The sequence below is a fragment of the Pseudomonas sp. UV AK001 genome, assembly GCF_046097675.1.
GTDB lineage: Bacteria > Pseudomonadota > Gammaproteobacteria > Pseudomonadales > Pseudomonadaceae > Aquipseudomonas > Aquipseudomonas kribbensis.
Genome location: NZ_JBJUVZ010000005.1, coordinates 151,830 through 176,382 on the forward strand (window position 1 = coordinate 151,830; position 24,553 = coordinate 176,382).

Annotated in this window: 22 protein-coding genes; 15 read left to right on the top strand and 7 right to left on the bottom strand. The window is 62.4% G+C overall.

All coding sequences use genetic code 11. The features are described 5' to 3' along the window. The first annotated feature begins 40 nt into the window (after positions 1–40). Positions 41–1,333 (top strand): putative hydroxymethylpyrimidine transporter CytX, encoded by a 1,293-nt coding sequence (gene cytX, locus ACKLNA_RS16150; protein ID WP_408986426.1) that lies wholly within the window; start codon positions 41–43, stop codon positions 1,331–1,333. Here the strand turns inward: cytX and ACKLNA_RS16155 are convergent. Further along, complete coding sequence (locus ACKLNA_RS16155) at positions 1,302–2,048, bottom strand: RsiV family protein (protein WP_408986427.1); 747 nt, start codon at positions 2,046–2,048, stop codon at positions 1,302–1,304. The genes cytX and ACKLNA_RS16155 overlap by 32 nt on opposite strands. Positions 2,049–2,278: 230 nt before the next feature. Between ACKLNA_RS16155 and ACKLNA_RS16160 the strand changes: the two genes are divergently transcribed. From ACKLNA_RS16160 to ACKLNA_RS16200, 9 genes are all read left to right on the top strand, one after another. Further along, a complete protein-coding gene (locus tag ACKLNA_RS16160) occupies positions 2,279–2,896 on the top strand; it encodes an NUDIX domain-containing protein (RefSeq protein ID WP_134825273.1) in 618 nt (205 codons plus the stop codon). Beyond that, positions 2,887–3,339 (top strand): DUF1249 domain-containing protein, encoded by a 453-nt coding sequence (locus ACKLNA_RS16165; RefSeq protein ID WP_085711136.1) that lies wholly within the window; start codon positions 2,887–2,889, stop codon positions 3,337–3,339. Before ACKLNA_RS16160 ends, ACKLNA_RS16165 begins: the two co-directional genes overlap by 10 nt. Positions 3,340–3,455: 116 nt before the next feature. Then, a complete protein-coding gene (gene cpdA, locus ACKLNA_RS16170) occupies positions 3,456–4,271 on the top strand; it encodes a 3',5'-cyclic-AMP phosphodiesterase (protein ID WP_408986428.1) in 816 nt (271 codons plus the stop codon). A 96-nt stretch (positions 4,272–4,367) separates the two neighbouring features. Then, the gene (locus ACKLNA_RS16175) at positions 4,368–4,976 is read left to right on the top strand and encodes a YqiA/YcfP family alpha/beta fold hydrolase (protein ID WP_408986429.1); all 609 of its coding nucleotides are present in this window, start codon (positions 4,368–4,370) and stop codon (positions 4,974–4,976) included. A 50-nt stretch (positions 4,977–5,026) separates the two neighbouring features. After that, on the top strand, positions 5,027–6,934 hold the full coding sequence (parE, locus tag ACKLNA_RS16180) for a DNA topoisomerase IV subunit B (RefSeq protein WP_114881197.1): 1,908 nt from the start codon (positions 5,027–5,029) through the stop codon (positions 6,932–6,934). After that, the gene (locus ACKLNA_RS16185) at positions 6,934–7,923 is read left to right on the top strand and encodes an esterase-like activity of phytase family protein (protein WP_408986430.1); all 990 of its coding nucleotides are present in this window, start codon (positions 6,934–6,936) and stop codon (positions 7,921–7,923) included. The genes parE and ACKLNA_RS16185 overlap by 1 nt, the downstream gene beginning before the upstream one ends. Beyond that, positions 7,920–8,444 carry a TIGR02281 family clan AA aspartic protease gene (locus ACKLNA_RS16190; RefSeq protein ID WP_114881199.1) on the top strand — a complete coding sequence of 175 codons (525 nt, stop codon included), beginning with the start codon at positions 7,920–7,922 and terminating at the stop codon, positions 8,442–8,444. The genes ACKLNA_RS16185 and ACKLNA_RS16190 overlap by 4 nt, the downstream gene beginning before the upstream one ends. Before the next feature lie 7 nt (positions 8,445–8,451). After that, entirely contained in the window at positions 8,452–10,716 is a 2,265-nt protein-coding gene (parC, locus tag ACKLNA_RS16195) for a DNA topoisomerase IV subunit A (RefSeq protein WP_085732649.1), read from the top strand. Between the two features lie 231 nt (positions 10,717–10,947). After that, on the top strand, positions 10,948–11,658 hold the full coding sequence (locus ACKLNA_RS16200) for a membrane integrity-associated transporter subunit PqiC (RefSeq protein WP_408986431.1): 711 nt from the start codon (positions 10,948–10,950) through the stop codon (positions 11,656–11,658). A gap of 360 nt (positions 11,659–12,018) precedes the next feature. Here ACKLNA_RS16200 and ACKLNA_RS16205 read toward each other — a convergent pair whose 3' ends face one another. Then, entirely contained in the window at positions 12,019–13,530 is a 1,512-nt protein-coding gene (locus ACKLNA_RS16205; protein ID WP_085711144.1) for an AhpA/YtjB family protein, read from the bottom strand. Positions 13,531–13,664: 134 nt separating this feature from the next. On the opposite strand from ACKLNA_RS16205, the gene serB reads away from it, so the two are divergent. Then, positions 13,665–14,879 (top strand): phosphoserine phosphatase SerB, encoded by a 1,215-nt coding sequence (gene serB, locus ACKLNA_RS16210; RefSeq protein WP_007952163.1) that lies wholly within the window; start codon positions 13,665–13,667, stop codon positions 14,877–14,879. Positions 14,880–14,919: 40 nt separating this feature from the next. Here the strand turns inward: serB and ACKLNA_RS16215 are convergent, their stop codons facing one another. Continuing rightward, positions 14,920–16,674, bottom strand: a complete 1,755-nt coding sequence (locus ACKLNA_RS16215) for a molecular chaperone (protein WP_408986432.1) — start codon at positions 16,672–16,674, stop codon at positions 14,920–14,922. 222 nt (positions 16,675–16,896) lie between these two features. Here ACKLNA_RS16215 and ACKLNA_RS16220 point away from each other — a divergent pair, with 222 nt between their 5' ends. Then, the gene (locus ACKLNA_RS16220; protein WP_085711146.1) at positions 16,897–17,298 is read left to right on the top strand and encodes a lectin OAA; all 402 of its coding nucleotides are present in this window, start codon (positions 16,897–16,899) and stop codon (positions 17,296–17,298) included. A gap of 60 nt (positions 17,299–17,358) precedes the next feature. Here ACKLNA_RS16220 and asd read toward each other — a convergent pair whose 3' ends face one another. From asd to ACKLNA_RS16235, 3 genes are read right to left on the bottom strand one after another with little or no spacing between them, the layout of a single operon-like run. Beyond that, positions 17,359–18,219, bottom strand: coding sequence for an archaetidylserine decarboxylase (gene asd / locus ACKLNA_RS16225; RefSeq protein ID WP_065258758.1), 861 nt, complete (start codon positions 18,217–18,219; stop codon positions 17,359–17,361). An 18-nt stretch (positions 18,220–18,237) separates the two neighbouring features. Then, complete coding sequence (gene rhdA / locus ACKLNA_RS16230; protein WP_134825282.1) at positions 18,238–19,053, bottom strand: thiosulfate sulfurtransferase; 816 nt, start codon at positions 19,051–19,053, stop codon at positions 18,238–18,240. A 39-nt stretch (positions 19,054–19,092) separates the two neighbouring features. Continuing rightward, on the bottom strand, positions 19,093–20,631 hold the full coding sequence (locus ACKLNA_RS16235) for an HDOD domain-containing protein (protein ID WP_408986433.1): 1,539 nt from the start codon (positions 20,629–20,631) through the stop codon (positions 19,093–19,095). 166 nt (positions 20,632–20,797) lie between these two features. Between ACKLNA_RS16235 and motA the strand changes: the two genes are divergently transcribed. Beyond that, positions 20,798–21,649 carry a flagellar motor stator protein MotA gene (gene motA, locus ACKLNA_RS16240; protein WP_085711149.1) on the top strand — a complete coding sequence of 284 codons (852 nt, stop codon included), beginning with the start codon at positions 20,798–20,800 and terminating at the stop codon, positions 21,647–21,649. Between the two features lie 3 nt (positions 21,650–21,652). Next, positions 21,653–22,729 (top strand): flagellar motor protein MotB, encoded by a 1,077-nt coding sequence (gene motB / locus ACKLNA_RS16245; RefSeq protein WP_134825284.1) that lies wholly within the window; start codon positions 21,653–21,655, stop codon positions 22,727–22,729. 48 nt (positions 22,730–22,777) lie between these two features. Here the strand turns inward: motB and rsgA are convergent, their stop codons facing one another. Continuing rightward, entirely contained in the window at positions 22,778–23,809 is a 1,032-nt protein-coding gene (gene rsgA, locus ACKLNA_RS16250) for a small ribosomal subunit biogenesis GTPase RsgA (protein ID WP_085711151.1), read from the bottom strand. 107 nt (positions 23,810–23,916) lie between these two features. On the opposite strand from rsgA, the gene orn reads away from it, so the two are divergent. Then, positions 23,917–24,459 carry an oligoribonuclease gene (gene orn / locus ACKLNA_RS16255; RefSeq protein ID WP_007950739.1) on the top strand — a complete coding sequence of 181 codons (543 nt, stop codon included), beginning with the start codon at positions 23,917–23,919 and terminating at the stop codon, positions 24,457–24,459. Positions 24,460–24,553 lie beyond the last annotated feature (94 nt).

The following is a 24,553-nucleotide window of genomic DNA, read 5'->3' on the forward strand; positions in this document are numbered from 1 at the left end:
CGGTCGACACAACAACAAATGTCCCTCTGAGATAACACCCTTGAGCATTCAACCCGGTACCTATTCCCCCGACCTCGCCGTGCCCGCCGACAAGCGTGTATTCGGCGGTCGCGATCTGTTTTCCCTGTGGTTTTCCCTCGGCATCGGCCTGATGGTCTTGCAGACCGGTGCACTGCTGGCGCCGGGGCTGGGGCTGTCGGGATCGCTGATGGCGATTTTCCTTGGCACCCTGGTTGGCGTCCTGTTGCTGGCCGCCGTTGGCGTAATCGGCAGCGACACCGGCCTGTCGTCGATGGCCGCGCTGAAACTCAGCCTCGGCAGCAAAGGCGCGAGCCTGCCAGCGCTGCTCAACCTGCTGCAACTGATCGGTTGGGGCTCGTTCGAAATCATCGTCATGCGCGACGCGGCGAGCCTGCTCGGCACCCGTGCGTTCAGCGAAGGTTCGCTGTGGGCCAGTCCGATGTTGTGGACCTTGTGCTTCGGTGCACTGGCGACATTGCTCGCGGTCAGCGGTCCGCTGACGTTCGTGCGCAAGATCCTGCGCAAATGGGGCATCTGGCTGATTCTGGCCGCGTGCATCTGGCTGACCTGGAACCTGTTCGCCAAGGCTGACCTGGGTGCTTTGTGGGCACAGGCCGGGGATGGTTCGATGCCGTTCGCTGTGGGCTTCGACATTGCTATCGCGATGCCACTGTCGTGGCTGCCGTTGATTGCCGACTACTCGCGTTTCGGCAAGCGGGCGAAGAACGTATTCGGTGGCACGGCCATCGGTTTTTTCATCGGCAACTTCTGGCTGATGAGCCTGGGCGTCGCCTACACCCTGGCCTTTGCGCCGAGCGGTGAAGTCAACGCGCTGTTGCTGGCACTGGCCGGTGCAGGTCTGGGGATTCCGCTGCTGCTGATTCTGCTGGACGAGTCGGAAAACGCCTTTGCCGACATTCACTCGGCGGCGGTGTCCAGCGGGATTCTGCTACGTCTGAAAGTCGAGCATCTGGCGTTGGCCATCGGTGTGATCTGCACCCTGATCGCGCTGCTCGCGCCCCTGGCGCAGTACCAGAATTTCCTGCTGCTGATCGGCTCGGTGTTCGCGCCGCTGTTCGGCGTGGTGCTGGTGGATCACTTCATCCTGCGCAAGCGCAGTGGCCAGGTGGCTTCGGCCGCATTGCGCTGGCCGGCCCTGTTGGCCTGGCTGGGTGGCATCAGCACCTATCACCTGCTGGCCAATCTGTATCCGGATGTCGGCGCAACCCTGCCGGCGCTGGTCCTGGCAGGGCTGCTGCAACTCGTGCTGGGCCGGGCCTTCAGTTACGGCCGGGAAACAGCTCGGGCTTGATGATGCCGTTCAGACGCGGGTAAGGGATCTTCAGTTCGACGTGGCCCAGCGCGTAAGGCGCGATGGTGCTCACGTCGTACTTGAGGATCACGCCGCCGTAAGTCAGCGCCACGTGCGGGGTTTTGACGAACGGCCAGTTCTTCACGTACTCCGCTTCCTGATCGAGCTTGGTGCTGATCAGCCAGCTGTTATGCGCGACCTGCGCAGCCTTCCAGAACGCTTCTTCCTGACCCGGCACCAGCATGTCCGACAGGCTCAGCACCTTGTGCTGCTGGCGCGAATAGTTGATGAAGCCGCGGCCCGGGGTGCCATGGGCGCCGCCGGTGTCCAGGTAGCTCGACACTTCGACAATCACCAGACCGTCATGCTGCTCGCGTACTTTCGCCTGCAAATAGCTGCTGTTGCGCGGTCCGGCCGTGCGCAGGAACTGCTCGCGGTAGGCCGCCAGGGTCGGCGCCACCGGTTCGTTCGGCTCGGTGCGGGTGAATTGCAGCAGGCGTTTTTCGATGATGCCGTCCAGCGCAGGCTCGGCCGGGAAGTGCAGGGTGTCGATGTTCACCAGCGGGCAGTCCGGGTTGGAGCAACCGGGTTTCAGGGTTTCCGAGGCGTCGCGGGTGGTTTCCAGCGGCGTGCGGTAGTTGGGCTGGAACAGGCTGGCACAGGCGCCCAGGGTCAGGGCGATGGCCGCCACGGAGGCGATTTTGAAAAGCGACATGGGCGTCCTTTCTGAAACAGGGGAAGGCAAAAAGTTACCGCTTCGACTCTCTGTGAAGCGGTCAGTTCGCCACTAAGCTAATTAGAGTGGGTTTCGCCTCCACCGTCCATCCCGCTGACGGTAAAGGGGCTGCATCAAACATCGCGGGCGCGTTAGGATGGCGCGAAGTCGAGGTTGCCCGTCACAAAAAAAGCAGCCTCGTATTGGAATTGCAGTAAACGAGGATGCCCATGACCGATCTTGCCAAAGCCACTCCCGCCGCCATCGATATCGTGCGGCGCGAACAATGCTACAAGGGCTTCTACAAGCTCGACCGTGTGCATTTGCGCCACGAACTGTTCGCCGGCGGCATGAGCCGCGAGATCAATCGTGAAGTGTTCGTGCGACACGATGCCGTGTGCCTGCTGCCCTACGATCCGCAGCGCGATGAAGTGGTGCTGATCGAACAGTTCCGCGTCGGCGCCATGGGCAAGACCGCCAACCCGTGGCTGGTGGAACTGGTCGCCGGTCTGATCGACAAGGAAGAAGTGCCGGAAGAAGTTGCTCGCCGCGAAGCGCAGGAGGAAGCTGGACTCGACATCAAGGCGTTGTGGCCGATGATGCAATATTTCCCGTCTCCTGGGGGCAGCAACGAATTCGTGCATCTGTTTCTGGGGCGTTGCAGCACCGAGGGTGTCGGCGGCCTGCATGGGCTGGAGGAAGAAGCAGAAGATATCCGCGTCACGGTCTGGGCATTCGAAGATGCGCTGCAGGCCGTACGCGACGGCCGGATTGCCAATGCGGCGAGCATCATCGCCTTGCAGTGGCTGGCGCTCAATCGCGCCGAAGTGAGGGGGTTATGGTCGTAAACAAACTGCGCGATCGTTATCGTGTCGACCTCGTGGGCCTGCAAGCCGCCTGCGAGGCCAACTACGCGCGGCTGATGCGACTGTTGCCGGACATGCGCCGCGAACCTGAAGCACGGCGCATCGCCGTGACCCAGGGCGACCAGATGCTCGGCGTGCTGGCCATCGAAGTGTTGCAGACCTGCCCGTACACCACGACCCTGCAAGTGCGTCAGGAACACAGCCTGCCGTGGCTGCCGGTGCCGCAGCTGGAAGTGCAGGTCTATCACGACGCGCGCATGGCCGAAGTCATCAGCGCCGAACATGCGCGGCGCTTTCGCGGCGTCTATCCTTACCCCAATGCGGCCATGCATCAGCCGGACGAAAAGGCCCAGCTCAATCTGTTCCTCGGAGAATGGCTGAGTCATTGCCTGGCCTGCGGTCACGAATACGCCGCCGTTCGATAGCGTCTATAACAGCGGCAAGTTGTGAACTGTGTCCGGTTCGGCGGTTTCTTCCCGGGGCCTTCCCCCAGCATAATTGCGAACCTTTCCGACCCGGCGTCCAGCCCTGGGAGAACGCCTTGCCGAGCGTATCGACTCTGACCACTGCCGATGCGGCGTTGCTGGTGCAACTGTCCGACAGTCATCTGTTCGCCGAGGCGGACGGCGCGCTGCTGGGCATGAAAACTCGCGAGAGCCTGCAAAAGGTCATCGAGCTGGTGCTCGAACAACAGCCGCAAATCGACCTGATGATTGCCACGGGCGACCTGTCCCAGGACGGCACGCTGGAGTCCTACCAGCAGTTTCGTCAACTGACCGCGCAGATCGATGCTCCAGCCCGCTGGATCCCCGGCAACCACGACGAACCGCAGATCATGCAAATGGCCGCGGTGCAAAGTGCGCTGCTGGAACCGGTGGTGGATGTCGGCAACTGGCGCGTGACCCTGCTCGATTCGGCGGTGCCGGGCTCGGTGCCGGGGTACTTGCAGGATGACCAGTTGCAACTGTTGGCCCGTGCCCTGAGCGAAGCGCCGGAGCGGCATCATCTGGTGTGCTTCCATCATCACCCGGTGTCGATCGATTGTGCCTGGATGGAGCCGATCGGCTTGCGCAATCCCGAAGCGTTTTTCGAGGTGCTCGACCGTTTCCCACAGGCCCGGGCCGTGTTGTGGGGGCATGTGCATCAGGAGATCGACCGCGAGCGCAATGGCGTGCGACTGATCGCCTCGCCATCGACCTGCATTCAGTTCGAGCCGCGCAGTGTCGACTTCAAGGTCGGCGAGCAGGCGCCGGGCTATCGCTGGTTGCGATTGCTGCCGGACGGGCGGATCGAGACGGGCGTGGAGCGTGTCACCGATTTCCGGTTCACGGTCGACTACGGCTCCAACGGCTACTGATTCAGGGGGGCAGCGCTGATTTCCTCGGGTGCTGGCCCAACGCCCCTCGACTCCCTGTAAACTCCGCTTTCTTTAGCCGACACCCAGGGAGCTCAAATGTCCGGTTCGATCCTCTATATCCACGGTTTCAACAGCGCGCCGGCCTCGAAGAAGGCCTGTCAGCTGGTCGAGGTGATAGAGCGGCTGGGTTTGAGCGATCAACTGCGTGTCCCGGCGTTGCATCACCACCCCCGTGAAGCCATCGGTCAGCTGGAGCAGGCAATCGCCGAGCTGGGCCGACCGTTGCTGGTGGGAAGCTCGCTCGGCGGCTACTATGCGACTCATCTGGCCGAACGCCATGGCCTCAAAGCCCTGCTGGTCAACCCGGCCGTCAGTCCGCACCGGATGTTCGACGGATACCTGGGGACGCAAAAAAACCTGTACACCGACGAAACCTGGGAATTGACCCACGACCATGTGACGGCCCTGGCCGAACTGGAAGTGCCAGCGCCGCAGGATTCGCAGCGTTATCAGGTGTGGTTGCAGACCGGGGACGAAACCCTGGACTATCGCCACGCCCAGCAGTATTACCGGGCCTGTGCCTTGCGCATTCAGGCCGGCGGCGACCACAGTTTTCAGGGGTTTGCCGGGCAGTTGCCGGCGTTGCTGAGTTTTGCCGGCATTGGCGCCGATTTGTTTCAGGCAATCGATTTCACCGCGCTGTGAGCGGTTGCCCTATTAACTCCTTATTCACCGAACACTGACGACGAGACCTTATGGCCACTCCCAGCGCTAGCTCCTATAACGCCGACGCCATCGAAGTCCTCTCGGGCCTCGACCCGGTGCGCAAACGCCCCGGCATGTACACCGACACCAGTCGGCCGAACCACCTCGCCCAGGAAGTCATCGACAACAGCGTCGACGAAGCCCTGGCCGGCCACGCCAAATCGATCCAGGTCATTCTCCACGCCGACCACTCGCTGGAAGTCTGTGATGACGGCCGTGGCATGCCGGTCGACATCCACCCGGAAGAGGGTGTGTCGGGCGTTGAGCTGATCCTCACCAAGCTCCATGCGGGCGGCAAGTTTTCCAACAAGAACTACCAGTTCTCCGGCGGTCTGCACGGGGTGGGTATTTCCGTGGTCAACGCCTTGTCGACCCAGGTGCGGGTGCGGGTCAAGCGTGACGGCAACGAATACGAGATGACCTTCGCCGACGGCTTCAAGGCCACCGATCTGCAAGTGATCGGCACCGTCGGCAAGCGCAATACCGGGACCAGCGTGTTCTTTGCGCCGGACCCGAAATACTTCGATTCGCCAAAATTTTCCATCAGCCGCCTCAAGCACGTGCTCAAGGCCAAGGCCGTTTTGTGCCCGGGGTTGCTGATCAGCTTCGAAGACAAAGGCACCGGCGAAAAGGTCGAGTGGCATTACGAAGATGGCCTGCGCTCCTATCTGGTAGACGCGGTCAGCGAATTCGAGCGCCTGCCGGACGCGCCGTTCTGCGGCAATCTGGCCGGGACCAAGGAAGCGGTCGAGTGGGCGCTGCTGTGGCTGCCGGAAGGTGGCACCTCGGTCACCGAAAGCTACGTCAACCTGATCCCGACGGAGCAGGGCGGCACCCACGTCAACGGTCTGCGTCAGGGCCTGCTCGACGCAATGCGCGAATTCTGCGAATTCCGCAGCCTGTTGCCGCGCGGCGTGAAGCTGGCGCCGGAAGACGTCTGGGAACGCATCGCCTTCGTGCTGTCGATGAAGATGCAGGAGCCGCAATTCTCCGGCCAGACCAAGGAGCGTCTGTCGTCCCGTGAAGCGGCGGCGTTCGTCTCCGGTGTGGTCAAGGACGCGTTCAGCCTGTGGCTCAACGCCAACCCGGAAACCGGTCTGGCGCTGGCGGAGCTGGCGATCAGCAACGCCGGCCGTCGCCTGAAAGCGAGCAAGAAAGTCGAGCGCAAGCGCATCACCCAGGGCCCGGCGCTGCCGGGCAAACTGGCGGACTGCGCCGGGCAGGACCCGATGCGTTCCGAGCTGTTCCTGGTGGAAGGTGATTCCGCCGGCGGTTCGGCCAAGCAGGCGCGGGACAAGGAGTTCCAGGCGATCCTGCCGTTGCGCGGCAAGATCCTCAACACCTGGGAAGTCGACGGCAGCGAAGTGCTGGCCAGCCAGGAAGTGCACAACATTGCGGTAGCCATCGGTGTCGATCCGGGCGCCGAGGACATGAGCCAGCTGCGCTACGGCAAGATCTGCATCCTCGCCGACGCCGACTCCGACGGTCTGCACATTGCCACCTTGCTCTGCGCCTTGTTCGTCCAGCATTTCCGCCCATTGGTGGATGCCGGTCACGTCTACGTGGCGATGCCGCCGCTGTACCGCATCGACCTGGGCAAAGAGATCTACTACGCCCTCGACGAAGCCGAGCGCGACGGGATCCTCGACCGTCTGGTGGCCGAGAAGAAACGTGGCAAACCGCAGGTCACCCGATTCAAGGGCCTGGGTGAAATGAACCCGCCGCAGCTGCGTGAAACCACCATGGACCCGAACACCCGGCGTCTGGTGCAGTTGACCCTTGGCGAAGACTTCGCCCAGACCTCGGAAATGATGGACATGCTGCTGGCGAAGAAGCGCGCCGGCGACCGCAAGTCCTGGCTCGAATCCAAGGGCAACCTGGCCGAGGTTCTGGCCTGATGCGCTTCGGCTGGGCCCTGGCGGGTGCGTTGCTGCTGGGCTCGATGACGGTGTCGGCCGAGCCCGTGCAGGAACTGCGCGTGCTCTTCGAACATCCGGTCGAAGGCATGCGCGGCGGCAACCTTTCGGGGCTGGCAATGTGTGGCAACGAGCTGTGGACGGTTTCGGACCGCGACGATGATCAGATCTATCGTCTCGATACCCGCGATCCGGTCTGGCAGGCCACGGCCGTGCGCATCGATCCCCCGCCAGTGCCCGACAGCGGCTTGCCGTGGGGCATCAAATCGCGGACCTGGGCGGCGTCGTTCGTCCGTGGCGGCGATCTGGATTTCGAAGGGATCACCTGCGACAGCGCCGGCAATCGCTACATTGTCAGCGAAGGCCACGCCGCCGTTTTGCAAGTCCCGCCGCAGGGGCCGTCCTCGTGGCTGAAGATTTCGCCGATGATGGTCCGCGAGGCTCGGGCCAGCGGCATGCTGCTGCAGTTCAATGCGATCTTCGAAGGCCTGGCGATCAATCCGGCGGGGGATCAGATGTGGCTGGCCGCCGAACGGCAAAACCGTGGCTTGTTGCTGATCAAGCGTCAGCAGACGGTGTGGGACTGTGACGGTCGCTGCGTATTGCTCAGCGAGGGCGGCATGGAAATGCAGCCGCCGCAGTTTCCAAAAGCCAGACCGGTCAACCGGGACTTTTCCGACCTGTCACTGTTCAACGGCAAGCTGTTCACCCTTGAGCGCAATGCCTACCAGATCTGCCGTCGCGATCCGCAGACGGCCAAGGTCGAGCGCTGCTGGTCGTATGCCGACGAACTGTTGCAGGGCAACCGTCGCTACGCCCAGAACTTCGGGCTCGAAGAGGCATTGGTGATTGATGCCGACGGTGCCTGGATCGGCGTCGACAACAATTTCGGCCCTCGCGCCGATGGCGAAGTCCGCCCGATCGTCTGGCGTTTCGCCGCCCCCGAGGGTGGCTGGAGTGCCAAGCCTTGAGCCAGCAGCCACCGGGCAAGCGCGCCGGTCGGGTACTGATGATTCTGGCCTGGTGCGCGGCGCTGTTTCTGGCCACGCGGTTTTTCGGCCAGTGGGAAGACCGCCAGCGCAATCCCAATGTGGTGGTGAGTTCGGAGCAGGTGGGTGGCGTGATCGAAGTGAAACTGGCGGGTAACGCCCAGGGACATTTCGTCGCCAGCGGACTGATCAACGGCCGGCCGGTGGAGTTCATGCTCGACACCGGCGCGACCGACGTGGCAATCCCGGCCGAGGTCGCGAAAGACCTGCGGCTGGAAGAAGGTTTCGGTGTGACCCTGAGCACGGCCAATGGCCTGAGCCAGGGCTATCGCACCCGTATCGACCGCCTGCAACTGGGTGACATCGTGCTGCGGGACGTCCGCGCACTGGTGGCGCCCGGTCTGCATGGCGACCAGGTGCTGCTCGGTATGAGCGCCCTGAACAAACTTGAATTTACCCAGCGCGGTGGCACCATGCTGCTGCGCCAGACAACGAACCGATGAGGCCCGCATGAGCGACTCCCTTGATCTCAGCCTGGACGGTGTAGAACGCCGGTCACTGGCTGACTTCACCGAAAATGCCTACCTCAACTACTCCATGTACGTGATCATGGACCGTGCCCTGCCGCATATCGGCGACGGTCTGAAACCGGTACAGCGGCGTATCGTCTACGCCATGAGCGAGCTGGGGCTGGACGCCGATTCCAAGCACAAGAAGTCGGCGCGTACCGTCGGCGACGTGCTCGGCAAGTTCCACCCCCACGGCGACTCGGCGTGCTACGAAGCGATGGTGCTGATGGCCCAGCCGTTCAGCTATCGCTACACGCTGGTGGATGGCCAGGGTAACTGGGGGGCGCCGGACGATCCGAAATCCTTCGCCGCCATGCGTTACACCGAAGCGCGGCTGTCGCGTTATTCCGAAGTGCTGCTCAGCGAGCTGGGCCAGGGCACTGCGGACTGGGGCCCGAACTTCGACGGCACCCTGCAGGAACCGCTGGTGTTGCCGGCACGTTTGCCGAACATCCTGCTCAACGGCACCACCGGTATCGCCGTGGGCATGGCCACCGACGTGCCGCCGCACAACCTGCGCGAAGTCGCCACCGCCTGCGTGCGCCTGCTCGATGAGCCGAAAGCCACGGTCGAACAGCTCTGCGAACACATTCAGGGCCCGGATTACCCGACCGAAGCGGAAATCATCACCCCGCGCGCCGACCTGCTGAAAATGTACGAAACCGGCAAGGGTTCGGTGCGCATGCGCGCCGTGTACCACGTCGAAGACGGCGACATCATCGTCACCGCGCTGCCGCACCAGGTCTCCGGGGCCAAGGTGCTGGAACAGATCGCCGCGCTGATGCAGGCCAAACCGTCGAAAGCGCCGCAGATCGCCGACCTGCGCGATGAATCCGACCATGAAAACCCGTGCCGCATCGTGATCATCCCGGTCAACAGCCGCGTCGATCACGAAGCGCTGATGCAGCACCTGTTCGCCAGCACCGAGCTGGAGTCGACCTACCGGGTCAACGTCAACATCATCGGTCTGGACGGCAAGCCGCAGCTGAAAAACCTCCGGGCGCTGCTGGTGGAGTGGCTGGAATTCCGCGTGCTGACCGTGCGTCGCCGCCTGCAATTCCGCCTCGACAAGGTCGAACGTCGTCTGCACCTGTTGGACGGCTTGCTGATCGCTTACCTCAACCTGGATGAAGTGATCCACATCATCCGCACCGAGGATCAGCCGAAAGCCAAACTGATCGAGCGCTTCGCCCTCAGCGAAATCCAGGCCGATTACATCCTCGACACCCGTCTGCGTCAGTTGGCGCGACTGGAAGAGATGAAGCTGCGTGACGAACAGGACGAACTGCTCAAGGAACAAGCCAAGCTGCAAGCGCTGCTGAGCAGCGAAGCCAAGCTGAAGAAGCTGGTTCGCAGCGAACTGCTCAAGGACGCCGAAACCTACGGCGATGACCGTCGGTCGCCAATCGTCGAGCGCGCCGAAGCCAAGGCACTGACCGAGCACGATCTGCTGCCGAACGAGAAAGTGACCGTCGTGCTGTCGGAAAAAGGCTGGATTCGTTCGGCCAAAGGCCATGAGATCGACGCCACCGGCCTGTCGTACAAGGCTGGCGACGGCTTCAAGACGTCGGCGGCGGGGCGTTCCAACCAGTCAGCCGTGGTCATCGACTCCACGGGCCGCAGTTACTCGGTGGCCGCCCATACCTTGCCTTCTGCACGGGGCCAGGGCGAGCCACTGACCGGCCGTCTGACGCCGCCGCCCGGCGCCACGTTCGAATGCGTACTGATGCCGGAGGACGACGCGCTGTACGTGATCGCCTCTGACGCCGGCTACGGTTTCGTGGTGAAAGGCGAAGACCTGCAAGCCAAGAACAAGGCCGGCAAGGCCCTGTTGAGCCTGCCGAACAACGCCAAGGTGATCGCGCCGCGTCCGGTGGCCGACCGCGAGCAGAACTGGCTGGCTTCGGTCACGACCGAGGGTCGCCTGCTGATCTTCAAAATCAGCGATCTGCCACAATTAGGGAAGGGCAAGGGCAACAAGATCATCGGTATCTCCGGTGAACGTGTGGCCAGTCGCGAAGAATATGTCACGGACATCGCCGTTCTTCCGGAAGGCGCCACTTTGGTGCTGCAGGCCGGAAAACGTACCCTTTCGCTGAAAGCCGATGACCTCGAACACTACAAGGGTGAGCGTGGTCGTCGTGGCAATAAACTGCCACGGGGCTTCCAGCGAGTGGATGCGCTGCTCGTCGAAAACCTCAATTAAGCGGCCAAGGGGCATTCGCACTGATTTCTCCGGCGGAGAAAATGAGTGAGAACGCCTCTCTAGAGCGTCCGATCTTCGATTTAACCCGTAGATCGGCGCTTTGGCGCTGGAGTCGGAACGCATATTCACGGATGATATGGCCTTTCCAAGCGCCGGCGTGGCCGAGCGTTCTTCATATTTTTTGAGTATTTTCACTGTGGTCAGCCTTGTGGCGGCCACCTGGACGGGATGATGACTTCTCTGCGCCCCCTTATTTTCCTGCTCGCCGGCGTTCTTGGCCTGGCGGGTTGCAGCGTCCACCAGCCGGTGTCGCTGTATCAGCTGGACAGCGGAAGTCCGGCTCAGCCTGCGCAAAGCGCGGGCATGGCAGTTTTGCTGGGCCCTGTGACCGTTGCCGATTACCTGCAACGTGAAACCCTGTTGCAGCGTCAGCCGGACGGCAGCCTGCAGGCTGCGGTCGATGGCCGCTGGGCCGGCAGCCTTTCGTCGGATATTGATCAATTGCTACTGCGTCAGGTTGCCGGTCATCTGGACAGTCAACGCGTAGTGCTGGCACCGGCCACCGCCGGGTTCACCCCGGATGTGCAGGTGCTGTTGACCATCACGCGTCTGGATTCCGGTGCCAAGCAACCGGCGATTCTCGACGCGCAGTGGCGCCTGATCGACCGTCGTGGCCAGGTGCGGGACAACCGCATCGTTCATCTGCAAGAACTGCACAGTGGCGGCACGGCTTCGCAGGTTCAGGCCCAGGGCATCCTGTTGCAGCGCCTGGCCGAACAACTGTCGGTCGCGCTCAAGCCTCTGGCCAACCAGCCACCGGTTGCCGAAGCACCGCGCAAACCGGCACCAAAACCGGCCGCGCCGGCGGCGGAAGCCGAGAAACAGCCGAAGATCCCGATGGCTTCGCCGATTCGTACGGATATGGAAGTGTTCCGCTTCTGAGGCTGGAACGAGTCAGAACAGAGCCCGCCTAGTGCGGGCTTTGTTGTTTCTGGGATTGGAAGATCAAAAGCTACCCTCACCCCAGCCCTCCCGAAACGTCGGACCGCCCGGAGGGAGAGGGAGCCGACCGAGGTGTCTGGCGTCATACATCGACCTGAAAGATCTTGGCGATTATGGATTCAAAGCTGGGCGTTCAAGTCGCTGCAGCTCCTCAATATTCCCGGATCGGTTCCCTCTCCCTCGGGGAGAGGGCTAGGGTGAGGGGCTCTTCAGGACTAGGGGCAATCACGAAAGCGCCACGCACAAAAAAGCCCACAGACAACCACTTGTCTGTGGGCTTCGTTGTAACCGGCCTAAGGCTTAGGCCCGGCGCTCATGCATCCGCGCCAGTTGTCGCTCGAGCATCGACGGATAAGGTTCCATCAATCGCTCCACGCAGCACGCACCCTCAGGGCTGGCAATCGGCCGGATCCGCGCACGCTGGCGGATCAGCGCGTCGTCACCGATCTTGCGTTCCACCAGCAGCAGGTTGCGGCTGTGTTGCGACAGCGCCAGGGCATCCTGGGCAGAGTCGGTCAGCAGCAGGTCGATCTGGCTCAGACCGAACAGCTCATCGCCGAGGGTCAGGCCCAGCTGCAATTGCAGGGTGATGCCGCTGTCGGCGACTTCGATCTGCAACTGGTGGCCCAGCGCCCGCAGCAGTTCGCCGCAGCAGATGGCGTTGGTCAGGTAATCGTCGCCGCTGTCCTCGGTGTGGAACAGCATCAGCGTGCTGCCGTCGTTCAGGGTTTCGATTTCACCCTGATACAGCGAAGCAGCCTGCTCCAGACAGTCGCGATAGCGCTCCTGCAATTCTTCCAGGCGTGCCCGTGGCAAACGGCGCAATTGCTCTTGCGAACCCAGTTGCACGGCCAGCACCGCGGTATGTTGCGGCACGCTCGGAGTTGGCTGGCGAACGGCAGGTTGCGCAGGTTCGTTCAGCGATTCGTCACGCAGATCGGCAAACGGGTCTTCGTCATCGTCGTCTTCAACGGTGCTGACCACATGGCGTGGCGCAGGTTTCTGCGCGGCCATCGGGCGGGTTTCGTCAAAGCTCGGATCACGCAGGTTGCGCACTTCGAATTCCGGCTCGACGTCATCGTCCTCGAATTCGGGTTCCGGCTCAGGTTTGGGTGCTGGCTCCGGGGCAAAGTTGGCGTGCAGTTGACGGGCAAGATCGCCGATCTCGTCCTGACGCTCGGTCCCCGGCGTGTATTCGTCGATCCGGCGCAGCCATACCCGCAGTTGCAGCAGCGGCGTGGAGATGTGACGACCAAGACGCAAACTCAGGGCAAGCGACAGGGCCAGCAGGATCGCGCTCAGAATGCCCATGCTCTGCAGGCTGATGGTCATCGGCTGCTGGAACTGGTCCATGTCCAGGCTGATGCGCAGTTGCCCGGCGGTTACGTCCTGGAAGGTGATCTTGCTCTCGTACATGCCCTCGGCTTCGCCCAGCAGGCTGTGCTTGGGGCGCTGACCGGACTCGGCGAGGATGCGGTTGTCCACGCTGTAGATGGCGGCGTGGGCCACCAGCTTGTTCTTGGTCAGGTTGTTGAGCAGCACGTTGAGGCTGAGGATGTCGTTGGACACCAGCAGTTCGGTCGCGGAAGTGGCGGTCTGCGTGGTCAGGCTTTCGCCCAGCGCATCGGCCTGCTCGTGCATGGCCTGCTTGAACTGCAAGCCCATCACGCAGGCATAGATCACCAGGGCCAGGGCGACCAGGATCACGTTATGGCTGGCGATGCGCAATGCAATCGGTACACGGCGGTGGCGCAGTGCACGGAAGATCAGCAGGAAGAAGTTATCGGTTTTAACTGGCGTGGGCCGGTTCACTGAGCTCGGCTCTTTTGTCCGTGAAGTTGACGCGCAGTATAGCGACAGGCCCTAGACCGGCAAAGCGCTGGCGGTGCCCGATGGTCACTGAAAGTGGGTAGAATGCGGTTTTTTTCCAGTTGCGGGGGTGCGCGTTGCGCGAAATCGTCCTGATTAACATCACGGGAGTCGACCGTCCGGGTCTGACGGCGGCCATTACCGGTGTTCTGGCCCAGGGTGGTGTGAATATCCTCGACATCGGTCAGGCGGTGATTCACGACATGCTGTCGTTCGGCATCCTCGTGGAAATCCCCGACTCCGAGCAGGGCAAATCGGTGCTCAAGGACATCCTGTTCAAGGGCTACGAGCTCGACCAGCAGGTGCGTTTCACCCCGGTGTCCGAAGAGGATTACCAGCAATGGGTGGGCAATCAGGGCAAGAAACGTCACATCGTCACCCTGCTGACCCGCAAGGTCACCGCCGGCCAGTTGCAGGCCGTGAGCTCGATCACCGCCAAATATGGCCTGAACATCGACCATATCGACCGTCTGTCGGGTCGCATGCCGCTGGACACGCCGGCCGACAAGGGCAAGGGCTGCATCGAGTTCTCCGTGCGTGGCGAGGCGGCCGATCCACAGGCCCTGCGCGCCGAGTTCCTCAGCGTGGCCCAGGAACTGAACGTCGACATCGCCTTCCAGGAAGACTCGCTGTTCCGTCGCAACCGTCGTCTGGCGGTGTTCGACATGGACTCGACCCTGATCGAAGCCGAAGTCATCGACGAACTGGCCAAGGCCGCCGGTGTGGGCGATCAGGTGTCGGAAATCACCGAGCGGGCGATGGCCGGCGAGCTGGATTTCCGCGCGAGCTTCAAGGAGCGTCTGGCATTGCTCAAGGGCCTGGATGTCAGCGTGCTGGATTCGATCGGCGCCTCCCTGCGCCTGACCGAAGGCGCCGAAACCCTGTTCGCCGAACTCAAGCGTCTGGGCTACAAGACCGCGATCCTGTCCGGCGGCTTCACTTACTTCGCCAAGCAACTGCAGGCCAAACTCGGCATCGACTACGTGTTCGCCAACGAACTGGAAGTGGTCGACGGCAAGTGCACTGGCGTTGCGATCGAGCCGATCGTCGATGCCCAGCGCAAGGCCGATCTGCTGAAACAACTGGCTGAAAAAGAAGGTTTGCGTCTGGAACAGACCATTGCCGTGGGCGACGGCGCCAACGATTTGCCGATGCTGGCGATTGCCGGTCTGGGCGTGGCTTTTCGCGCCAAGCCGCTGGTCAAGCAGTCGGCGAAGCAGGCCATTTCCACCCTGGGGCTGGATGGCGTGCTGTACCTGCTGGGCTTCCGGGATCGCGACGGACAGCTCTGAACCCTTGCACAGGATCGCAGCCTTTGGCTGCGATCCTTGTTCAAAGGGATTTCCACAATGAGTCGAAATCCTCCTCGCTCCCGCCATTCTGCGCGGCTTCCAGCGAGCGGTAGGCAAACTGATTGAAACTGTGTGTGCTTGCCACCCGCCGATCCAGCCCGGCGCGGTGTTCTTCGCCCTGGGTGTTGATCAGCACTTTGTTGCCTTCCTGAAACGGCAATCGCGGCGCCAATAGCGTTGCGGGCAAGTCGATGGCGCTGATTTCCGGCAACAGCAGACCTCGCAGGTAATGGCTGTGATCGTCCCGGGTGCGCACCAGTTGCAGTCCGCAGGGCTGGGCGTGTGGCGCTACCAGCTCGATACCCATTTGTGTCCCGGCACCGCGCACCTGACGGATCCAGCGCACCACGGCAATGCTCCAGCCCTGATTCGTGGTGTCCTGAATGCCGACCATTTCCCCGGTCTGCAATTCGGCAGGTACTTCTTTTGGCCACGCCAGGCAGTAGCCGCCTGGACTGTGATTGATGACCGGCAAGGCATACGTCGGGTAATGCGGCGGGCTGTCAGCGTCGCCTTCGTCGTCCGCCAGCGGTTCGTAGCGGATTTCCTCGTAAGGCAAAAACTCATCGGACTTGCTCTGCGGCGCGGCATCGAAGGCCTGGCTCCAGCTGTCCTTTTCCCCTTGCACCACCGCACGGCTGAAGTTCGCAGCGCGCGAGCCGGGATGTTTGAGCAGTTCGCTGAATGTGCGTTCACCGCCGAGATAGAAGTGCAGAGCGCTCATGCCGACGCACACGGTCAGGTTGCCCTGGCCGACGGTGCGCTGAAAACTGCGCTCGGCGGCCTCGCCCCAGGTGGCGTGCAGATGTTGCAGGGTGTCGAGGGTCAGGCCGGCCGGCACCGGCAGCGGCGTCGACGTGTCCTGATGCAGCAGGTGAGCTTCGATGGCATTCACCAGTGGTTGCGGATCGAAGCCGAGCAGCCCCGACTGCTGTTCGCTGCGAAATTTGCTGCGATAACGCGGGCCGGCGTCGATCTCTGCAGAAATGGCGAACAGTCCTTCGCCCGAGGCGCCGGGGTGCAGTTTCAGCCAGGCGCTCCAGGGTTCAAGCACCTGCGCGAGTTGGGCGATCGGATTCTGCCGCATCTGATTGCAGCGGGCGCTACCCAGCAGCAGGGTGGCGATATAGGTCTGTTCGACACTCAGTTCACCGGCGAGGCTGGCCAGATCGTCACGGACCCGACGGTGTTGCAACTGCAAGTCGCAGGCACAGCGAAACAACTGGTGCAGCTCAAACCACAGCTGCTCCGGCGCCGGGCTGTACAACTGCGTGGCGCGCACCAGTTGTCCTTTCAGTGCATGAACGGCGCGTTGCAATGCCTCGCTCAGCAGAGCGGCGCGGTCTTTTGAGTATTTGGGGGCGATGCGCAGAACAATCTGCTTGTAACCGATGGCCAGCTGACTTTGCAGGGCCTGGCACAGGTTGCTGATCTTGCGCGAGCGCTCGTCGAGCATGATCGCCTGATGCAGAAAGTGTCGCTCAAGGTGCTGGCAGACGAAGTACACCTCGGGCCGCAGCAGCTCCAGCAGGTGCAGGCGGTTGTCGCTGGGCGTCAGCAGTTGATTGAGTTCGCCGAGGCCCTGATAGAGCTGACGTGCGGTTTCGCCGATGTTGGCTTTCGGCAGGCCGGCGATCCAGCGCTTGAGGTCGCGCGGGGTCGCTTCACAGAAAGACAGGCGCAGCTGCGTTGGCGTCGGTGCGCTCAGTTGCGGTTGGAATCGAGACTCACTCATGCCGTGACCAGCTCCGGCGGCGAATAGGGCAATGCCAAAAACTCTAGCAGTTGTGGTCCGTTTCGCAGGCGCTTGTCGGGCTTTTTTACCGTTGGTCTGCTGGCCTGATGCCATTTCGGCAGGCGCTACTAGGCTCTCTGGCGTGCGATCGGAAACGCACGGTTGCACGGCTTGCCGCCAACGTCGGGCAGGTCTCTGAAAAACTTCAAGGAGATGAGGTTCATGTCTAAATACGCAGTGGCAAACCAATGGGGCGGTAGTTCGGCACCTTGGCATCCGGGTGGAACCTGGGTTCTTGGGGCGCGGGACAACCAGAAAGTCGTCGCCATCGACATCAAGTCCGGCGACGGCGGCAAAACCTTCAATGGCACCATGACTTACGCCGGCGAAGGCCCTATTGGCTTCAAGGCTCAGCGCACTGGTCAGAACCAGTACAACGTCGAGAATCAGTGGGGTGGCAACGATGCCCCATGGCATCCGGGTGGCAAATGGGTGATCGGCGGTCGGGATAACCAGAACGTTATCGCGTTGAATGTCACCTCGAGTGACGGCGGGAAAAACCTCAGCGGCACCAATACCTACGCCAACGAAGGGCCGATCGGCTTCCGTGGGCAGATAGAGTAACGGCGCCGTTCAGGTCGTGTCCGCCCCTTCGCAGACGTGCGCAGGGGCGGATCAGCAGATTCAGGCGTTCGACAGTGCCAAGGCCTGACCCATCTGTACCGGCGAGCCGGCTTTCAGTTCTTCAACCCATTTCACCTGATCCGGCCCGAACAGCACGATCGCGGTCGAACCCAGCTTGAAGCGACCCAGCTCCGCACCTTTTTCCAGATGAATCGGTGCACGGGCGGCTTCGTCGTAACGGAAGGTTTTCAGCTCGCGTTTCGGCGGCGTCACCAGCCCGGCCCACACGGTTTCGATCGAAGCCACGATCATTGCGCCCACCAGCACCACGGCCATCGGCCCGCGCTCGGTGTCGAAGATGCACGCCACACGCTCGTTGCGGGCGAACAGTTCAGGGACGTTTTCTGCGGTGGTCTGGTTGACCGAGAAGATCCGGCCCGGAATGTAGACCATCTCGCGCAGAGTGCCGGCCAGCGGCATGTGCACGCGGTGGTAATCCTTCGGCGACAGGTAAACGGTGGCGAACTCGCCGCCCATGAACGGCGCAGCATTGGCTGCGTCGCCACCCAGCAGTTCCAGCACGCTGAAGCTGTGGCCCTTGGCCTGGAAGATGCGGCCGTGCTCGATCGGGCCGAGCTGGCTGATCGCGCCGTCGGCCGGGCTGAGGATCGCGCCCGGCGTCTGATCCAGTGGACGTGCGCCGTCTTTCAGCGCGCGGGTGAAGAAGGCGTTGAAGTGCTCGTAAGCGGTCACGTCTTCAACCAGCGCCTGGGACATGTCCACCTGATAACGCTTGGCGAACCAGGTGGTGAAGGCATTCTTGAACCAGCGCACGCGGCACTCGGCGATGCAGCCGGCCAGGCGCGACAGCAAGTGGTGAGGCAGCAGGTACTGGCTGATGATAAACAAACGCTCTTTCATGACTGTCCTTAAAAATCCTTAAAGCTCGACGGGGGTGTCGGGGTGGTTGCCCCATTCGCCCCAGGAACCGGCGTAGCCCTTGACCCGCGGATAACCGAGAGCCTTGGCCACCAGATAAGTGAAACCGGACCGGTGATGGGTCTGGCAGTGAGTGATGATTTCTTTGTCCTTGGTGATCCCGAGGTTTTCGAGGATCTGCGGCATGTCGGTGCGGATGCGCAGTTGGCGCGCCTGATCCATGCCGGCCGTCCATTCGAAATTGACTGCGCCGGGGATGTGCCCGCCCTTGGCCGCCAGCACTTTCTCGCCGGAATATTCCAGTGGCCCGCGCGCGTCCCAGATCGCCAGGTCGGCGGCACCGAGGCGGCTTTGCAGGTATTCGCGGGTGGCGGTCGGTTCGTCGTGCAGGGTCAGGGCCACCGGACCGCCGACCGCAGGAGGGACCTGGATCGACATCGGCGAACCTTCCGCCAGCCATGCCGGCAGACCGCCGTCGAGGTAGTGGTACTTGTCGTGACCGATCACGTCGAGCAGCCAGATGAAGCGTCCGGCCCAGCCGCCGCCTTCGTCGTCGTAGACCACGTAGACCGCGTCCTTGTTGTGGCCCAGCTCGCCGAACAGTTCTTCGAGTTTTTCCTTTGTCGGCAGCAGGCCCGGAGCCGGTGCCTGGCCCAGCTGGGTGCGCTTCGGATCGACGAAGCGTGCGCCGGGAATATGACCCTCGGCATAGCGGGCGGCACTGGTCAGATCCACCAGAATCAGGTTGCGGGCGTCGAGGCGCGGGAGCAGGTCGCTCGGCTCGATCACCAGCGCCAGGCCAGAGAAGTCAGACATGTGAGGTCTCCAGAGCACAAAGGGGAAGGATTGTAGCTGTCATTGGCCGCGCTGGCTAAAGCTGTGCAGGGCTTTCTCGATGCACTGCGCGGTTTTGCCGAAGGCTTGCACGGTGATGTCGGCGAACGGCCCGCCGCCCTGGTCGGCGACCACGATCATGATCACCCGGCCGTTATGGACCAGCGAGCGCAGGAACAGGTGTTCGCCACGGAACAGCGTACGCAGGGACGGCGGCAGCAGGGCGGAAAACTGGGCGTTGTTCTCCGGAGTGATCCGCACCTGTGCCTGCTGAGCGAGCAAGCGTTGCAGCACCGTGCTTTGGCTGACGACGAAATTGAGTGCAGCGGCTTCCTTCGGCAACCCGGAAGTCTGATGCACACGCAGACTGGACTGCGTGCGGTCGGCCATCAGGATCATCACCCGGCGCATGCCGCTGGCTACCAGCGCGTCGCGGGCGGCAATGGTCAGGTGCATGGCATTGGTGAAACGGCTTGGCTCAGCCAGCAGTTCGGCACATTGCCGGCGCCATTTGGCCAGGTCTTCGGCGTTGGGTGCGGCGGCCGGCAGCATGCCGGCCGGCAGGCGCCGGGTGCCCCATGGCCACAAAAGGGAAACCGCCGGGTGCCACAGATCCGGCATCGAGTGCCGGCGCGCACTGTTGGCGGCCTGCTGGTGCAGCTGTTGCTGCACTTCTTCCATCGGGATTTGCAGATAGAGGCTGGTCAGGTACTGCCAGCGCTCGCTGTGCGGACTGTCCCAGGCCTGTTGCGCCGACAGCGCCAGACCATTGGCCAGCAGCACGGTATTGGCCGGCTGATTGAGCCAGTTGCGCAGGGTCGGGTCGTCATCGAGGCGGTTCTGTTGGCGCAACGGATGATCGACATCGCGAGCGATGCGCAGGACCTTGACCAGTTCGCGCTGCTCGGTGAGCAGCAATCGGTACCCCTGCTGCACCCAGATCGGCAGGCGCCAGGCTTCGACCAGTGCCGCACCGACCTTCAGCAGGCGCACGCCGAACAGTTGTTTTTCCACGTCGCGGGCCGATTCGCCCTTGTGGATGACCCGTACTTCCCACTCTTCGAGCAGTTTGGGAAAGGTCAGCGCCAGCGGCCACAACGGCGACAGAAACAGCAGGCTGCCCCAGTGAATGTCCTGCCACAGCCGCGCCAGGCGACTGGCAAAAAAGCCGTTGGCCTGTTGTGTGGCGTGCTGACTGATCATCTGTATCTGGCGCAGGGCCTGGGGGATTTGCGCCTGCGGTTCGGCGGGCAGGCGTGCCAGCAGTTCTTCGGTGCGGGCGAGGCCAAGGCGATTGATCGCCACCTCAAGGTTTTCCGCCGGTGCGGTCAGGCTGCCCTGGGTATGGCGGTTGGCTTCGCGGATGATGCTCAGGGCCAGCGCCGGGCTGTCCTGCATCAGGTCGGCAATGTCGCGCAACGAGCTGCGATTGTCGCGGATCGCCCGGCAGACCTTGTCATGGGCCTCTTGCGGCACCGGCAGGCGCACGCCGTCGAGCAGCTTCACCCAGCCATCGAGTGTGGTCGGTCTTGCGTGTGGGACGTTCGTTTCATTAGCCATGTCTGGACGGGATCTTGATCTGCTGTAGACGCGCCCGGCACGGGCTAAATTGGCTTTTCGCCTGAACTGGCTATAGTCTGGCGCAGTTTTGCCGATAAGTAGAAGAAGAGATTTTTTAACTTCCGAATATGACCTTGAACCCGACTTAAGTAAGTACTTTCTACCTATGGCTAAAATTATCGGCATCATCGTCGTATTCGCGAGCGTGCTCGGCGGATACGTGCTTTCCCACGGCAAGATTGCCGCCCTGATCCAGCCCTTCGAGGTGATGATCATCGGCGGTGCGGCACTCGGAGCATTCCTCCAGGCCAACCCCGGTTACATGACCATGCACGTGCTCAAGAAATCCCTGGGCATGTTCAGCTCGCGTTTCAGCCACACGTTCTATCTGGAAGTGCTCGGTCTGATCTACGAAATCCTCAACAAGAGCCGCCGTGAAGGCATGATGGCCATCGAAGGCGACATCGAAGATGCCGCTGCGAGCCCGATCTTCGCCAAGTACCCGGCGGTGCTGAAAGACGAACGCATGACCGCGTTCATCTGCGATTACCTGCGCATCATGTCGTCCGGCAACATGGCGCCGCACGAACTCGAAGGCCTGTTCGACATGGAGTTGTACAGCCTCAAGGAAGAACTGGAACACCCTTCCCACGCGGTCAACGGCATTGCCGACGGTATGCCCGGTTTCGGTATCGTCGCGGCGGTACTGGGTATCGTGGTGACCATGGCGTCCCTGGGTGACGGCGATCAGAAGTCCATCGGTCTGCACGTAGGTGCGGCACTGGTCGGTACCTTCTTCGGTATCTTGGCGGCCTACGGCTTCTTCGGCCCGCTGGCGCATTCCCTGGCCCACGATGCCAAGGAAGAGCTCAACGTCTACGAAGCCATCAAGGCCTCGCTGGTGGCTTCGGCTTCCGGCATGCCGCCGTCGCTGGCCGTGGAATTCGGGCGCAAGGTTCTGTACCCGGCTCACCGTCCTAGCTTCGCCGAGCTGGAACAAGCGGTTCGCGGTCGCTAAGTCATGGAAAATAACCAGCCGATAATCATCAAGCGCGTCAAGCGCTACGGTGGCGGGCATCACGGCGGGGCGTGGAAGATCGCCTTCGCCGACTTCGCGACGGCGATGATGGCGTTCTTTCTGGTGTTGTGGCTGCTGTCCACCGCAACGCCGGAACAGAAGATCGCCATTGCCGGCTACTTCAAGGACCCGGTCGGCTTCTCCGAGAGCGGTACGCCGTACATCATCGACCTGGGCGGTACGCCGACCCTGGCGCCGGAAAACACCCTCAACCCTGAAGTGAAGTCTCAGCCGCAACCTGACAAGGTCACGGTTGACACCGATCAGGTTGAAGGCATGGCCGAGCAGGTCGAGAAGGAGCGTCTGGAACTGTTGCTGCAGGAACTGCAGAACAAGGTCGACGAGAATCCGCAACTGCAGAAGTTCAAGGATCAGATCCTGTTCGAGATCACGCCGAACGGCTTGCGCATCCAGATCATGGACGCCGAGAACCGGCCGATGTTCGACTCCGGTTCTGCACGCCTGAAACCGTACTTCGAAGACATTCTGCTGGCCATGGCCGACACCATCAAAGCGGTGCCGAACAAGATCAGCATCAGCGGTCACACTGATGCCAAGCCGTACACCGGCACCGGCGACTTCGGTAACTGGGAGCTTTCGGCCAACCGTGCCAACGCCGCCCGACGTGCGCTGGTGGCGGGCAGCTATCCGGACGGCCAAGTGGCTCGGGTGGTGGGTTACGCCTCGTCGGCACTGTTCGACAAGGAAAACCCGTTCAACCCGGTCAACCGCCGCATCGACATCGTGGTATTGACCAAAAAGGCCCAGGCCGCCATCGAAGGTTCGCAAGGCGCTGAGCCGGCGAAACCGGCCGAAGGGCAGAACGGCGCCGATCCGGCCAAACCGGTCGACCCGAACGCCTTGCCGGCGGATCAGCAACCGGTGCCGGCCCACGAGTTGCGCGAACGGTTGAACCTGTTCGACGACCCGCTGCCGAAACCGGCCGAGCCGGGCAGCGCGGCGCCAGCCCCGGCGCCTGCTGCACCGGCCCCTGCACCGGCGCCCGCGCCGAAGCAGTGACCCACAAAAAAGCCGCGAGATGATCGCGGCTTTTTTGTGTCTGGCTGCTTAGTAGCCGTTTTCGGGAAGGCTGGCGATGATCGAGCGGTAGCTGTTCATCCGCTGCTGCTGGATGCGTCCGTCTTCAAGGGCCTTGAGCAAGGCGCAACCCGGTTCGCGATCGTGCTTGCAGTCGCGGAAGCGGCAGGTGCCGAGCAGGTCGTCGAACTCGATGAACCCCGCCTCGACATCGGCACGGCTGACGTGGCCCAGGCCGAATTCGCGGATGCCCGGGGAGTCGATCAGTTCACCGCCACCGGGGAAGTGAAACAGCCGTGCAGTGGTCGTGGTGTGAGTGCCCTGGCCGGACCATTCGGACAGCGGCCCGACACGGGTTTCGACGTCCGGCAGCAGGCTGTTGACCAGCGACGACTTGCCGACACCGGACTGACCGACGAACACGCTGATGCGACCGTCGAGCAGCGTTTGCAATTGCTCCATGCCGTTGCCGTGGTGCGCCGACACTTCCAGCACCGGATAACCCAGGGTGCGATACACCGCCAGAAGTGCGTTCAGCGCCGGGGCGTTCTGCTCGTCGATCAGGTCGAATTTGTTCAGCAGCAGCAACGGGCGGATGCCGGCGTGCTCGGCTGCGACCAGATAGCGGTCGATCAGGTTCGCATGGGGCTCGGGCAGCGGGGCGAAGACGATGACGATCATGTCGACGTTGGCGGCCACCGGTTTGAGCTGGCCACGGCTGTCCGGGCGGCACAGTTCGGTGGTGCGTGGCAGTTGCGCGACGATCACACCGATGCCCTGGTTGCCGGCACGCCAGACCACCCGGTCACCGGTCACCAGTGCGGGCAGGTTGGCCCGCAAGTGGCAACGGAAGACCTGGCCGGCCAGTTCGCCGTCAACGGCCTCGACCTCGACCTGCACACCGAAGTGGGCGATCACCAGGCCGTGCTGTTCAGGGCCCAGGTCGCCACCTTCGAGCGCCTCGACAGCCGAGGACTCGCGTTTGGCGGCGCGGGCGGCGCGCTCGCCCTGGATCTTTTCGATGCGCCAGTTTTGACGACGATTGAGTTGGCGTTTGGCCATGGGTGTTCCGTCTGAAGAATGCAGCGATTAGGTAAAACGGCCGCGAGTTTAGCACGCCCGGGCACCGCCCTAGGCTAAACTGCGCAGCATTGCCTAGGAGCCGAATTATGCAAAACCCGCAGAACCTGATCTGGATCGACCTGGAAATGACCGGTCTGGATCCGGAAAACGACGTCATCATCGAAATGGCCACCATCGTCACCGACAGTGACCTGAACACTCTGGCCGAAGGCCCGGTGATCGCCATCCACCACAGCGACGAAGTGCTGGCCCGCATGGACGAGTGGAACACCCGCACCCACGGCAACTCCGGCCTGACCCAGCGTGTACGCGACAGCCGCGTGAGCATGGCCGAGGCTGAAGCCGAAACCATCGCCTTCCTCGAAAAGTGGGTGCCGAAGGGCAAGTCGCCGATCTGCGGCAACAGCATCTGCCAGGATCGTCGCTTCCTTTATACCCACATGAAGTCGCTGGAAAGTTACTTTCATTACCGCAACCTCGACGTTTCCACCCTCAAGGAACTGGCCGCGCGCTGGGCGCCGGACGTGCGCGACAGCTTCAAGAAGGGCAGCACTCACCTGGCACTGGATGACATCCGCGAGTCCATCGCCGAGCTGCAGCACTACCGCAAGCATTTCATCAAGTTCTGATATCGGCGACCTTTGTGGCGAGGGAGCTTTCTCCCGCCTGGCTGTGCAGCAGCCAGATCCCCTCGTCACAGACGTTCAGCAAAACGCACTTCTG

Coding starts and splice junctions, on each gene's coding strand:
- orn (WP_007950739.1), top strand. CDS start 23,917: ATGCAAAACCCGCAGAACCTGATCTGGATCGACCTGGAAATGACCGGT.
- parC (WP_085732649.1), top strand. CDS start 8,452: ATGAGCGACTCCCTTGATCTCAGCCTGGACGGTGTAGAACGCCGGTCA.
- rsgA (WP_085711151.1), bottom strand. CDS start 23,809: ATGGCCAAACGCCAACTCAATCGTCGTCAAAACTGGCGCATCGAAAAG.
- ACKLNA_RS16215 (WP_408986432.1), bottom strand. CDS start 16,674: ATGAGTGAGTCTCGATTCCAACCGCAACTGAGCGCACCGACGCCAACG.
- parE (WP_114881197.1), top strand. CDS start 5,027: ATGGCCACTCCCAGCGCTAGCTCCTATAACGCCGACGCCATCGAAGTC.
- ACKLNA_RS16165 (WP_085711136.1), top strand. CDS start 2,887: ATGGTCGTAAACAAACTGCGCGATCGTTATCGTGTCGACCTCGTGGGC.
- ACKLNA_RS16220 (WP_085711146.1), top strand. CDS start 16,897: ATGTCTAAATACGCAGTGGCAAACCAATGGGGCGGTAGTTCGGCACCT.
- asd (WP_065258758.1), bottom strand. CDS start 18,219: ATGAAAGAGCGTTTGTTTATCATCAGCCAGTACCTGCTGCCTCACCAC.
- ACKLNA_RS16185 (WP_408986430.1), top strand. CDS start 6,934: ATGCGCTTCGGCTGGGCCCTGGCGGGTGCGTTGCTGCTGGGCTCGATG.
- ACKLNA_RS16235 (WP_408986433.1), bottom strand. CDS start 20,631: ATGGCTAATGAAACGAACGTCCCACACGCAAGACCGACCACACTCGAT.
- ACKLNA_RS16175 (WP_408986429.1), top strand. CDS start 4,368: ATGTCCGGTTCGATCCTCTATATCCACGGTTTCAACAGCGCGCCGGCC.
- motB (WP_134825284.1), top strand. CDS start 21,653: ATGGAAAATAACCAGCCGATAATCATCAAGCGCGTCAAGCGCTACGGT.
- ACKLNA_RS16155 (WP_408986427.1), bottom strand. CDS start 2,048: ATGTCGCTTTTCAAAATCGCCTCCGTGGCGGCCATCGCCCTGACCCTG.
- ACKLNA_RS16160 (WP_134825273.1), top strand. CDS start 2,279: ATGACCGATCTTGCCAAAGCCACTCCCGCCGCCATCGATATCGTGCGG.
- ACKLNA_RS16200 (WP_408986431.1), top strand. CDS start 10,948: ATGACTTCTCTGCGCCCCCTTATTTTCCTGCTCGCCGGCGTTCTTGGC.
- motA (WP_085711149.1), top strand. CDS start 20,798: ATGGCTAAAATTATCGGCATCATCGTCGTATTCGCGAGCGTGCTCGGC.
- rhdA (WP_134825282.1), bottom strand. CDS start 19,053: ATGTCTGACTTCTCTGGCCTGGCGCTGGTGATCGAGCCGAGCGACCTG.